This is a genomic window from Fulvimarina uroteuthidis (assembly GCF_034321785.1).
Taxonomy (GTDB): Bacteria; Pseudomonadota; Alphaproteobacteria; order Rhizobiales; family Rhizobiaceae; genus Fulvimarina; species Fulvimarina uroteuthidis.
On sequence record NZ_JAXLPB010000001.1, the window covers coordinates 995,893 to 1,007,815 of the forward strand.

The 11,923-nt window shown below is 66.4% G+C and carries 9 protein-coding genes and 1 tRNA gene; 5 read left to right on the plus strand and 5 right to left on the minus strand.

Annotated features, from left to right (window positions below; genetic code table 11):
* Positions 1–12: 12 nt before the first annotated feature.
* Complete coding sequence (locus tag U0C82_RS04615; RefSeq protein WP_322185880.1) at positions 13–1,020, minus strand: complex I NDUFA9 subunit family protein; 1,008 nt, start codon at positions 1,018–1,020, stop codon at positions 13–15.
* Between the two features lie 295 nt (positions 1,021–1,315).
* On the opposite strand from U0C82_RS04615, the gene U0C82_RS04620 reads away from it, so the two are divergent.
* Positions 1,316–1,400, plus strand: a tRNA-Leu gene (locus U0C82_RS04620).
* A 261-nt stretch (positions 1,401–1,661) separates the two neighbouring features.
* Positions 1,662–2,057, plus strand: a complete 396-nt coding sequence (locus U0C82_RS04625; protein ID WP_322185881.1) for an acyl-CoA thioesterase — start codon at positions 1,662–1,664, stop codon at positions 2,055–2,057.
* Between the two features lie 197 nt (positions 2,058–2,254).
* On the opposite strand, the gene U0C82_RS04630 is transcribed toward U0C82_RS04625, so the two are convergent.
* Positions 2,255–3,274 carry a KpsF/GutQ family sugar-phosphate isomerase gene (locus U0C82_RS04630; protein WP_322185882.1) on the minus strand — a complete coding sequence of 340 codons (1,020 nt, stop codon included), beginning with the start codon at positions 3,272–3,274 and terminating at the stop codon, positions 2,255–2,257.
* Between the two features lie 154 nt (positions 3,275–3,428).
* Here U0C82_RS04630 and U0C82_RS04635 point away from each other — a divergent pair, with 154 nt between their 5' ends.
* Positions 3,429–5,267, plus strand: coding sequence for an outer membrane beta-barrel protein (locus U0C82_RS04635; protein WP_322185883.1), 1,839 nt, complete (start codon positions 3,429–3,431; stop codon positions 5,265–5,267).
* Positions 5,268–5,342: 75 nt separating this feature from the next.
* On the opposite strand, the gene galU is transcribed toward U0C82_RS04635, so the two are convergent.
* The gene (gene galU / locus U0C82_RS04640) at positions 5,343–6,239 is read right to left on the minus strand and encodes a UTP--glucose-1-phosphate uridylyltransferase GalU (protein ID WP_322185978.1); all 897 of its coding nucleotides are present in this window, start codon (positions 6,237–6,239) and stop codon (positions 5,343–5,345) included.
* Between the two features lie 211 nt (positions 6,240–6,450).
* On the opposite strand from galU, the gene U0C82_RS04645 reads away from it, so the two are divergent.
* Both U0C82_RS04645 and U0C82_RS04650 read left to right on the plus strand, forming a co-directional pair.
* Positions 6,451–7,689 (plus strand): lytic murein transglycosylase, encoded by a 1,239-nt coding sequence (locus U0C82_RS04645; protein WP_322185884.1) that lies wholly within the window; start codon positions 6,451–6,453, stop codon positions 7,687–7,689.
* A gap of 69 nt (positions 7,690–7,758) precedes the next feature.
* Entirely contained in the window at positions 7,759–9,201 is a 1,443-nt protein-coding gene (locus tag U0C82_RS04650) for an SGNH/GDSL hydrolase family protein (protein ID WP_322185885.1), read from the plus strand.
* Positions 9,202–9,311: 110 nt separating this feature from the next.
* Here U0C82_RS04650 and U0C82_RS04655 read toward each other — a convergent pair whose 3' ends face one another.
* Both U0C82_RS04655 and U0C82_RS04660 read right to left on the minus strand, forming a co-directional pair.
* On the minus strand, positions 9,312–10,766 hold the full coding sequence (locus U0C82_RS04655) for a glutamate synthase subunit beta (protein ID WP_322185886.1): 1,455 nt from the start codon (positions 10,764–10,766) through the stop codon (positions 9,312–9,314).
* Between the two features lie 473 nt (positions 10,767–11,239).
* Complete coding sequence (locus tag U0C82_RS04660; protein WP_322185887.1) at positions 11,240–11,872, minus strand: glutathione S-transferase family protein; 633 nt, start codon at positions 11,870–11,872, stop codon at positions 11,240–11,242.
* Positions 11,873–11,923: the final 51 nt, after the last annotated feature.

The following is an 11,923-nucleotide window of genomic DNA, read 5'->3' on the forward strand; positions in this document are numbered from 1 at the left end:
CAGGAAGATGGGCTAGACGAGGCCGTCCTGGTTTTCCGCATCGAGCCCGCCCGCATGGCGCTGCGGCTTGGTGAACTGCCCCTGCGGGCGGAAGCGCACCAGATAGGTCGGCAGGATCGTGTCCAGGGTGCGCGGCCGGATACCGAACGCCTCGAGCGTACGGCCCTCGGCGATCGCGGCGTCGGACACCACATTGTCGTTCTGCAGCTGCTTGACCTGGTCGACCGTCATCGGGGCGCCCGGCAGATATTCCATGTACTTCGCCATTGTGGCCGCGAGCGGGAACGGGATGGTGACGAAGCGACGCTTGCGGGCGATGATCCGCAGCATCTCCTCCATCAACTGACGGAAGGTCAGGACCTCCGGTCCGCCGAGTTCGTAGATCGTGCCGCCGGCGACCTTGCCGTCCACCGTGTCGGCGACCGCCTGGGCGACGTCGACGACGTAGATCGGCTGAAACTTCGTCCTGCCGCCGCCCAGAAGCGGCAGCACCGGGGAAAACTTCGTCATCTCGGCAAAGCGGTTGAAGAACTCGTCCTCCGGACCGAACACGATCGAGGGGCGCAGAATATAGGCGTCGGGACAGGCCGCGAAGACGGCGGCCTCGCCGGCCGCCTTCGTGCGGGCGTAACGCGAATTGGCCTCTGCGTCGGCGCCGATCGCCGAGATCTGCGTCATCTTCGCGCCCTCGGCCCTTGCGGCGTCCGCGACGAGCTTCGCGCCCTTGGACTGGAGCGCGTCGAAGGACTGCTTGCCGCTTTCGGCCAGGATGCCGACGAGATTGATCACATGGTCGGCGCCCTTCACCGCGCGCTCGACCGACCAGGGATAGCGCAGATTGGCCTGGATCGGCTGGACCTGACCCAAAATGCCCGCCGTCTGGAGATGATAGGCGAGATCCGGCCTGCGGCAGGCGATCCGCACGCGATGTCCGCGTTTCGTCAGCGCCTGGGTCACGTAGCGGCCGAGAAAGCCCGACCCACCAAACACCACAACCGTCTTGCCCGTATCGACCGTCATCGCCTGTCGCTCCTTGCCGTCGCACCCGTTTTCGAGGGGGACGTTTCCAGCCCGCATCGATCGGGCCCGTTCGCATGTCCCCCGTGTCCTATAACGAACACATGGGTTTCGCCAGAGCCCATGGCAGGCGGGCACGTCGCTTGGCCGCAGCCGCACGGGCCGCCCCGGCCCCTTGAGTGCCGCCGCCCGCACCTGCCGACGCCTTGCGCCAGCCGACCCCTCCGCACGTCATTTCACGAAGCCGAAACAAACCGCGTTGACACGCCGCCTGCCAGCTTCTAAAGGCTTGCCCCGAGCCCAGGTGGCGGAATTGGTAGACGCGCACGGTTCAGGTCCGTGTGCCGCAAGGCGTGGAGGTTCGAGTCCTCTCCTGGGCACCAAATTCCTGTCTTGAACGGTCGGATCCGGTTCAGGCAGACACGTCAAACAATCCCCGATGCATGATTGCCGGACAGGCCCCCGAAAGGGGCCCGAGGTCGGTCCGGGTGCTGGTCGGGATCCCGTGATTTTACCACCGGCTCCCCTCCCCATCATCGCGTCCCGTTCCGCTTATCGGCCGAAAGCGTCGGCTTGCGCCGTTTGCGACTTGCTCCTTAAGATTGCGGGCCGGTGCGGCGAAGCGAATCGAGAGGGAACGAGCGATGGACCAGAGCGACGAAATGCCGAGCGGGGACCTCACGGTTCGCATTCCGGCCATGCCCGGTGACGCCAATGCCAACGGCGATATCTTCGGGGGCTGGGTCGTGGCGCACATGGACATGGCCGCAGGCATTCGGGCGGCGGAGCGGGCTCGGGGCCGGGTCGCGACGGTCGCGATCAACACGCTGACCTTCAAGAAGCCCGTGAAGATCGGCGATACGCTCTGCGTCTACACGTCGATCGAAAAGGTCGGGCGGACATCGATGACCATCCTCATCGAGGCCTGGACGCAGCGGCGCACCTCGCGCGTCGAGACCAAGGTGACGGAAGGCACGTTCGTGATGGTCTCCATCGACGATGACGGTCGGGCGACCCCCCTGCCGCCGGACGTCGCCTGACGGTCAAGCCCCTCGCCGCCCCTCGCCGCCCCTCGCCGCCCGCAGCGCGGATCGGCGGGCCCGGAGAAGGGGACCGCCCCTCTCCTCTCATCCGGCGCCTATCGACGCAATCGCGGCCTTCAAGGCCGATGCTCACCGCGGGCCGGACGGCGGGCTCTCTCCGGTGGACCGGAGCGCGGCCGGGCGCGGCCCAGGTCTCAGGCAACGCCGATCCGCAGGAGATCGTGCAGGTGGACGAGCCCCACCGGCCGTGCGTCCGCGACCACCATCAGCGAGGTGATGTTGGACGTGTTGATGGTCTCGAGGGCCGACATGGCCAGCATGTCGGGATGGGCGGTCTTCGGATTGACGCTCATCACCTCGTCCACGGTCTTGGCCAGGAGATCGGAGGAGATGTGCCGGCGCAGGTCACCATCGGTGATGATGCCGGCAAGCGCGCCCTTCGGCGTCGTGACAGCGACGCAGCCGAAGCTCTTGCGGGACATTTCGATGATCGCTTCCGACATGGCGGACCCGCTCGCCACCAGCGGCAATTCGGCGCCCGAATGCATGATGTCGCCCACCCTGACGAGGCTGGCGCCCAGTTTGCCGCCCGGATGATAGGTGCGGAAATCCTGCGGGGTGAAGCTGCGATGTTCCAGCAGCGCGACGGCCAGCGCGTCGCCCATGGCGATCTGGAGCGTCGTCGAGGTGGTCGGAGCAAGGCCGTGCGGGCAGGCCTCGGTCACGCGCTTCGGCAAAAGCAGCGTCGCGTCGGCGGCCCGGCCGAGCGCCGAATTCTCGCGCGAGGTCAGGGCGATCAGCGTGATGCCAAAGCGCCGGGAATAGTCGAGGATCCCCTTCAGTTCGACCGTCTCGCCCGACCAGGAGATCGCCAGGATGATGTCATCGGTGCCGATCATGCCGAGATCGCCGTGATTGGCCTCGGCCGCGTGAACGAAGAAGGCCGGGGTTCCGGTGGAAGCGAAGGTCGCCGCGATCTTGGCGCCGATATGGCCGCTCTTGCCGACGCCCGTCACGACGAGCCGGCCCTTCATCCGCGCGATCGTCTGCAGCGCGCGCTCGAAGGCCTCTGCCCGCGCGCCCTCGAGATCCTGCGCAAGCGCGTTCAGACCCTCGACCTCCGTCGCGATCGTGCGAAGGGCGGAGGAAATTGCCGGTGTCCGGTCAGGTGTTCCATCGAAATCGGCAAGGGCTGGCGCGTTCTGGTCGGACAAGTTCGGCTCGTGGATCGTTGCAGGGGGACGGCCTTGGCCTTCGACAGGCGGCCGCAACGATTCCTTAACCATAATTCTTCATGGTTTGGCAAAGGCTGCGGCATGTCCGCGGTCCGTCATCGTCACCCGACAGCGATCGAGATCCGCGCAGCTCATGGCCGCCAACCGCTTTTCTCCCAGCCGCCGTGATCTTGCAGCATGGCTGGCAGGCACGGCGCTGTGCGGCCTGTGTCTCGGCGTGCTGCCGGCCTCGTCCCAGGAAACCACCCGGCGCGCGGTGGTGGACCGGATGGAAGACCGCCGCATCGAGTTGCGGAACGAGGAGACGGACGCGCTGCCCGACCGCGATCGCAGACCGCTCGGCGAAAGCCCCTCGATCTTTCTCAAGACGACGGACCAGATGACGACGGCCGAGCGCGAGCTCATGCGCGAACTCTACCGGGAAGGCTCCAGCGTCGACCGGCTCGACGACGACGAGTTCGGCCGAGACGGTCCGGACGATACTGAGGACGCTGCGCAAGCGCGCAGCTTCGATATCTTCGCGGGACCCGAGGAGACGCCCGGCCCCCCGGCCGCCGCCGGCATCAACCGACGCGCGGCGGCGGCCCGGCCCGAAAGCCGCGCCGGCGAGAGCGCGAATGCGAGCGCGAGCGCCGTCGACGGCTCGGATGCGGGCCTGCAATCGCCGTTTTCGACCCAGTCTCCCGACATGCCGGACGGCTCCGCAGTCCGGACGAACCCGGCCGACCGCAAGATCGGCGTGGCGGCAAGCGACGCCGGATTCGCCAACGCACCCTTGAGCGCAGGCGTTGCGGGAGAGGTCCTGTCCTCCGACTCGCTCCTCCGGTCGAACGATCCGGCCCGCGCGATCGAGCGCATCGCGCGCCCTCCCAGCGCCGACGATCCATTTGCAGCCGTGGGCCTGAGGGCCGGCAGCGTGACGATCTATCCCGAACTCTATCAGGGGGCGGGCGCATCCTCCAATATCGACGAGCGGGCGGGCGGGGAAGGCGGCGCGTTCTCGCGAACCGAGCTCAATGTCAAGGCCGTCACCGACTGGTCGCGGCACGGCGCCGAGTTGAACGGTCGCCTGACCTATCGCCGGAACTTCGGCGGCGATGACCGGACCGAACCCGAGGCCGCTCTCGACGGCCGGCTGCAACTCGATCTCGGCGCCCTGACGACCGCCACCCTGCGCGGCGCCATGACCTATCGGCGCGACGACGAGGTCAGCCTCGGGCCGGAGCTTGCAGGCAGCGAACCGGAAATTCTCGCCGGTTCCGTGAGCGCGCAGGTCGCGCGCGAATTCGGGCGCAGCACCGTGACCGGCGGCCTGACGCTTGCCCGCGAGCACTATCTGTCGAGACCGGCGGGACTGCCCGACCTCGGCTATAGCACGGCGACGGCGAACCTGCGCGCCGCCTACGGCCTGTCGCCCGCCTTCGCCCCCTTCGTCGAAGCCAGCATCGGCCGGCGCTTCTTCGACGAGCCCCTGGGGGGCGGCGATCATGCGACCATTCCATCGCTTCGGGCAGGTCTCGCGATCGACCTTGCGGAAAAGCTCCGGGGCGAAGTCGCGCTCGGCTATGCCATGAGCATGCCGGACGAGGGCGAGGCCAGCAGCGCGCCGACCCTCGACGCGAACCTTGTCTGGTCCCTCCAGCGCGGAACGGACCTGGTGCTGGAGACCCGAACCACCTTCGATCCCGATGGCGCGGGCGGATCGAGCGCCACCTATAACGGCTCGCTCGGCTTTCTGCATACGCTCAACAATCGTCTCGACCTCAACGGCGCCCTGCGCGCCGAACTGGAAACCGACGACGCGCTCGCGCGCGATCCGCTCGCGCTCGCGGCGGAGATCGGTTTCACCTACTGGCTCAACCGATCCCTCTCCTTCACCGGGCTCTACGAGTACGAAACGAGCTTCGAGACGGACCCGGCGGACGACTGGTCCGCCAACACCGTCAGCCTCGGCGTCCGGCTTCGCCGCTAGGCGTCGGCTCCGCGGCATGGGGCGGGGCGATCTGCTCGCCCGCGCGGCGGCCGGCCCGCGCCGAACGGCCGATGGTTATCCGTGCGGCCGGACCGTTTCCATCAGCCGCCTGATATCGTCGATCACCTTTTCGCGGATGTCCGGACGCCAGAGGGCGAAGGCGACGTTCGCTTCGATGAAGCCTTCCGGCGAGCCGCAGTCGAAGGTGCGCCCCTCGAACGGATAGGCCGAGAATGGCTGGTCCTTGAACAGGGTCTGCATGCCGTCCGTCAGCTGGATCTCGTTGCCCGCGCCGCGCTCGGTCTTTTCGAGGATCTTGAAGATTTCCGGCTGCAGGATGTAGCGGCCCGACAGGTAGAAGTTCGACGGCGCGTCCTTCGGATCGGGCTTCTCGACCATGCCGGTGATCTTGAACCCGTCGCCGACCGCCTCGCCCTTGCCGACGATGCCGTATTTGTCGGTCTCGTTCGGCGCGCACTCCTCCACGGAGAGAACATTGCCGCCGTTCGTGTTGTAGAGGTCCATCATCGAGGCGAGACATCCCTTCTTCGCCTGCATGATCATGTCCGGCAGAAGCAGGGCGAAGGGCTCGTCGCCGACGAGTTCGCGCGCGCACCACACCGCGTGGCCGAGGCCCAGCGGCGCCTGCTGGCGCGTGAAGCTGGTCGTGCCGGGCGCCGGCTGCAGATCGTCGAGGATCTTCAGCCGGTCGGTCTTGCCCTTCTCCGCAAGGCTGGTCGCCAGTTCCATCTGGATGTCGAAATAGTCCTCGATCACCTCCTTGGAGCGGCCGGTCACGAAGATCATGTGCTCGATGCCGGCCTCGCGGGCTTCGTCGACGACATATTGGATGATCGGACGATCGACGACGGTCAGCATTTCCTTCGGAATCGATTTCGTCGCCGGCAGGAAACGGGTGCCAAGGCCCGCGACGGGGAATACAGCTTTGCGCACACGCTTCATGGGTCGAATCTCCAGATGTCTTCTAATCCGTGCAGAGGGAAGAATAGGTTCTCGGCGAAAAAAGCAACGCCGTCCATCTTTCGCCGAAAACGGCGGGCATAAGCTTTTTTGCGGAAAGCGAGAGTTTTCCGGATCCGGCGCGCAAGGTGAACGAAACGTTAACGCTGTTGGTGCATCGTGTGATCTCACCATGGGGCTATCAAGGGAACCGCTTGAGATTATGAAGTATTTTGACGCTTTGTCCGCGCGCGCCAAGACGCTCGGTGCGGCGCTCGCGATCGGGGTCGGCACCGCGATGCTGCCCGCAACGGCGCTCGCCGATGCCGGCTTCCAACGCTGGATCCAGTCCTTCGAAAACACCGCCGCCGAGAACGGCGTTCGCCGCGACGTCTATCGCGCGGCCTTCGCCGGCGTCACCGAGCCCGATCCCGACGTTCTGGAAAAGGCGCGCTACCAGCCCGAGTTCAACGCCAAGGTCTGGGACTATGTCGACAACCGGGTGAACGAACTGTCGGTGCAGCAGGGACAGGCCTATCGGAGCCAGTTGTCGGGCTGGCTCGACCGGATCGAGGGGCGGTTCGGCGTCGATCGCGACATCCTGCTCGCCATCTGGTCGATGGAGACCAATTACGGGGAAATCCTGAAACGCGACGACGTGATGAAGAGCCTGCCGCGCTCCCTGGCCACGCTCGGCTATCTCGACCAGCGCCGGGCGAAATTCGCCCGCCAGCAGCTCATCGCGGCGCTGAAGATCGTCCAGGACGGCCACGTCGCGGCCCGCGACCTGACGAGTTCCTGGGCCGGCGCCATGGGGCACACCCAGTTCATTCCGACGAGCTACCGCGCCTATGCGGCTGACATGGACGGGGACGGCCACGCCAATATCTGGTCGTCGGTTCCCGACGCGCTTGCGACGGCGGCCAATCTCCTGCGCAAGAACGGCTGGCAGAGCGGCAAGACATGGGGCTACGAAGTGCGCGTTCCCGCGCAATATCGCGGCGGCAAGCTCGAGCGCGACAACCGCACCATCAGCCAGTGGGCCGGGCTCGGCTTCACCCGGGCCGACGGACGCCCTCTGCCCAACATCGGCGACCGCGCCAATCTCGTCCGGCTGGCCGGCGACGCCGGGCCTGCCTTCCTGATGATGAAGAACTTCTTCGTCCTGAAAAACTACAACAATGCCGACAAGTACGCGCTTGCCGTCGGCATGCTGGGCGACCGGATCGGCGGCTATGGCGGGCTCGTCAACGACTGGCCGCGGGGCTACACGCCGCTCTCCATGGATGAGCGGTTCGAGCTGCAGAAGCGTCTGGCGTCGAGGGGGCTGTATGACGGCAAGATCGATGGTAAGATCGGCTCCGGATCGAAGGGCGCGATCGTCGCGATCCAGGGCCGCGCCGGCCTGCCGCAGGACGGCAACCCTTCCAAGGCGGTCCTGAACTACCTCCGGCAGAACTGATCCTGCCGACGGGCCGGATGGGAGCCTTTCTCGAAGCGCTCCCGCCCGGCCTCAACAAGGATGAGACGCATGACGGCACGCGCATCGCGACGCAACAGGCGGGATTTGAACCGGACGGTGCGGCTTCTCGCCCTGCTCGTGGCGCTGGTCGTGGCGCTGACGTCGGTCCTGCCTGTGACGCGGGCCGAGGCGCAGCAGCGGCCGAAGACCGTGGTCGAGATGCTGTTCGGGTCCGGCACCCGTGCCGAGCCGCCGCGGCGGGTCATCAAGAAGCGCGTCATCCGCAAGAAACGGGATGTTCGCGCGCAACGCGCGACGCCGCGCAAGAAGCGCACGGCAACCCGGCAGAACCGGTCGAACCCGACCAGGGCCAGCGCCGCCAAGCCGGCCCGCAGCGCACCGGCCGCGGCGGCAGCCGCCGCCGACACCTCGACGGCCGCCCCGGCAAAGAGCGAGAACGCCCGCACGATCCTGGTGGTCGGCGACTTCATGGCAGCTTCGCTTGCCGACGGCCTGATGGAATCCTTTGCCGACGACGAGCTGGTTTTCGTGACGTCCAAGGCGAACGGATCGTCCGGCCTCGTCCGCGAGGATTTCTACGATTGGCCGAACGAACTCGGACCGATCATCGACGCGGTCGAGCCGGACATTCTGGCGGTCATGATCGGCGCGAACGACCGCCAGCCGATGCGGGTGTCCGGCAACATTCTTGCGGTCCGCTCGGACGGCTGGACGGCCGAATACGAAAAACGCGCCACCGATCTTGCCAGGATCGCCGAAGCCAGGAAGGTCCCGCTCATCTGGGTCGGCATGCCCTCGTTCAAGTACGATGCGATGAGCGAGGACATGGTCTTCTTCAACGACATCTACAAACGCGCCGCCGAGCGTGTGTCGGGCGAATTCGTCAGCATCTGGGACGGTTTCGTCGATGAGAAGGGCAGCTTCATCTATTCGGGTCCCGACGTGAACGGGCAGACCGCGCGCCTTCGCGGCAGCGATGGCCTGAGCCTGACGGACGACGGCGAGGACAAGCTCGCCTTCTTCACGAGAAAGGCCGTCGATCGCGCGCTCGGCGAGAGCCCGGCCCAGGTGGCGCTCGACGACGAGGCCCTGCCGAGCCTGCAGCTTCAGCCGCTTTCGAACGCGGCCAACGCCACCGTATCCGCGCCCATCGCGCTGAACGATCCGAGCTTCGACGGCAGCGACGCGCTGCTCGGAACGGCTTCGCAGCAGAACGCCTTCTCGCTGGAAATGTCGCCGCGCGATCGCCTCGTCCTGAACGGCGACCCGGTGAATGCACGCGAGGGCCGCGCGGACAATTTCGCCTGGAACGCGAAATCGGACGCCATCCGAAGCACGCCGCCCGTCATCTATCGCGGTTCGATCGACGTGAAGACGCTCAAGGAAAATTCGGGCCTGACACCGCCCAAGGAAATGCCGACGATCCTAGACGCCATCATCGAGGACTGGGAAAACAGCGGCGCGGACGGCGCGCAGAGCTCCGGCGGCTGACGGGGGCGGCACGCGTCCGCCCCTTTACGCTCTTTGCTTCGCGTGGCGGAGGCCGGCGGCGCCGGCGTGCCGCCGAAGACTTACCTTGGCAGCACTTACCTTGGCAGCACTTACCTTGGCAGCGTCGTCCTGCCCATCAGTGCCTTGTCGATCGCATGGGCCGCCTGGCGACCCTCGCGGATCGCCCAGACCACCAGGGACTGGCCGCGGCGCACGTCGCCGGCCGTATAGAGCCGGTCGACCGACGTCAGGTAGACCTTGTCGTCGGCATCGACCGAGACATTGCCGCGGCGATCCGTCTTGGTCTTCAGGCGATCGCCCAGTTCGGCGAGGACGCCGGTCTCCATCGGACCGGAGAAGCCGATCGCGATGAAGGCGAGATCGGCCTTGATGACGAATTCCGTGCCTTCGATCGGTTCGCGCTTCTCGTTCACCTCGGCGCATTTGACGCCGGTCAGCACACCGTCCTCGCCGACGAAATCGAGCGTGGCGATCTGGAAGTCGCGGACGGCGCCCTCGGCCTGGCTCGACGAGGTCCGCATCTTGGTCGCCCAGTACGGCCAGACCGTCAGCTTGTTCTCGCGCACCGGCGGCTGCGGGCGGATGTCGAGCTGGGTGACCTTCACCGCGCCCTGGCGGAACGCCGTCCCGACGCAGTCGGAGGCGGTATCGCCGCCGCCGACCACGACGACGTGCTTGCCGCCGGCCCAGATCTCTTCCTGCGGCCAGCCGATGGACTCGATCTCCTCCCGGCCGACGCGCCGGTTCTGCTGCACCAGATAGGGCATGGCGTCGTAGACGCCGGACAGGCCGTGATCGGGAATGCCGGAATCGCGCGGCTTTTCGGCCCCGCCGGTGTAGAGCACCGCGTCATATTCGCCGAGCAGTTCCTCGACCGTCTTGTCGACGCCGATATTGACGCCGCAGAAGAAGCGAACGCCTTCCGCTTCCATCTGCTCGACCCGGCGATCGATATAGTGCTTTTCCATCTTGAAGTCGGGGATGCCGTAGCGCATCAGGCCACCCGGGCGCGTCTCGCGCTCGTAGAGGTGGACGTCGTGACCGGCGCGGCCGAGCTGCTGGGCGGCCGCCATGCCGGCAGGACCCGAACCGATGATCGCGACGCTCTTGCCGGAGCGCTCCTGCGCCGGCTGCGGCTTGATCATGCCGAGCTCGTAGGCCTTGTCCGCGAGCGCCTGCTCGATCGTCTTGATAGCGACGGGCGCGTCCTCGAGGTTCAGCGTGCACGCTTCCTCGCACGGCGCCGGGCAGATGCGGCCGGTGAATTCGGGGAAATTGTTGGTGGAATGCAGGTTGCGAACCGCAGCTTCCCAGTCGCCCTGGTAGACGAGGTCGTTCCAGTCCGGGATCTGGTTGTGGATCGGGCAGCCCGTCGGCCCATGGCAATAGGGGATGCCGCAATCCATGCACCGGGCCGCCTGCTTGGCGACCTCGGGTTCGGACATGGGAAGCGTGAATTCCTTGAAGTGTCGAATGCGGTCAGAGGCCGGCTGATATTTCGGCGTTTGACGGTCTATCTCGAGAAAACCGGTGACCTTACCCATTCGAACCCCTTTTCAACGTGTGGCGCTTGCGGCATCGCTGCGAAACGGGCGAAACCACCGGCCCGGCAGCGCGTCCTCGCGCAGATAAACCATGCGTTCATGAACCTGCAACGCGGACGAAAACTTCGAGTCTGTCTGTCACTAAAAGGCCATGGTGCGCAAGGGAGTGCACTGCGAACGCACGCCGCTTTCGGGCGCTGGCCGCGCCGCGTTGCGAACCCGCCGCGGCCCGTGTCGCAAGGCACGCCTCGCGCCTCGAGCGACCCGCCGGTGCGGTGCTCCGGCTCCCCCCGGAACCGGCGCGCCGGACCTGCGACCGGCTGCCGCGCGCAGAGCGTGCGGGATACGGGCCGTCAAGGGCGCCGCGCGCCGCTCAGGAGCACGGCATGCCCCGCGCTGGCGACGTCAGGCACATGCCCGGAGCATGTGCCTGATCGCTCGACGTGCCGAAGCACGGTCGAGGCAGGGCGGGTTCAGGACGGATCGGTCGCCTTGAAGCTCTCGCGCGCGGAAATCAGCGCCCACCAGTCGGCCACGCCTTCCAGCGCCATGAACTCGTCCTTGTGCGGCGTCATCGCGATGTAGGCGAGGAGCGGCGCGAGATAGAGATCGGCGATCGAGATCTGCTCGCCGGCCAGATACTGGTCGTGGCCCTTGATCTTCATCAGCTCGGAGATGGCCTTCTTGGCGTCTTCGATCCCGGCCTTGTGCGCTTCTTCGTCCTTGCCGCCGACGAAGTCGGGGAAGAGGTGATAGGCGACGACGCCGGCGATCACCGGACCATAGGTGTAGGAGTCGACGATGGCGGTCGCCATGTCCATGCGCGCGCGCCCCTTGGGGTCTGACGGCACCAGCGCGATGCCGGGCAGGACCGTATCGAGATACTGGCAGATCGCCGAGGTCTCGATGATGCGCATGTCCTTGTGGTCGAGGACCGGGATCTTGCCGAAGGGATGGCGCGCCAGATGCTCTTCGCTTTTCGGCTCGCCTTCGAGAACATTGACCGGAACCTGGTCGTAGGCCCCGCCATGCTTTTCGGCGAACAGCATCTTGACCGTGCGCACATAGGTGGAACCGTCGAAACCGTAGAGGGTGTAGTCGGCCATATGTCTTCTTGTCCTTCTTTCGTTATCGCCAAGCCGTGCGCGAACGCGCAG

Bases quoted from the DNA above. Each gene is read 5' to 3' on its own strand.
- U0C82_RS04625 (WP_322185881.1), top strand. From the start codon at position 1,662: ATGGACCAGAGCGACGAAATGCCGAGCGGGGACCTCACGGTTCGCATT.
- U0C82_RS04615 (WP_322185880.1), bottom strand. From the start codon at position 1,020: ATGACGGTCGATACGGGCAAGACGGTTGTGGTGTTTGGTGGGTCGGGC.
- U0C82_RS04660 (WP_322185887.1), bottom strand. From the start codon at position 11,872: ATGGCCGACTACACCCTCTACGGTTTCGACGGTTCCACCTATGTGCGC.
- U0C82_RS04655 (WP_322185886.1), bottom strand. From the start codon at position 10,766: ATGGGTAAGGTCACCGGTTTTCTCGAGATAGACCGTCAAACGCCGAAA.
- U0C82_RS04645 (WP_322185884.1), top strand. From the start codon at position 6,451: ATGAAGTATTTTGACGCTTTGTCCGCGCGCGCCAAGACGCTCGGTGCG.
- U0C82_RS04650 (WP_322185885.1), top strand. From the start codon at position 7,759: ATGACGGCACGCGCATCGCGACGCAACAGGCGGGATTTGAACCGGACG.
- U0C82_RS04635 (WP_322185883.1), top strand. From the start codon at position 3,429: ATGGCCGCCAACCGCTTTTCTCCCAGCCGCCGTGATCTTGCAGCATGG.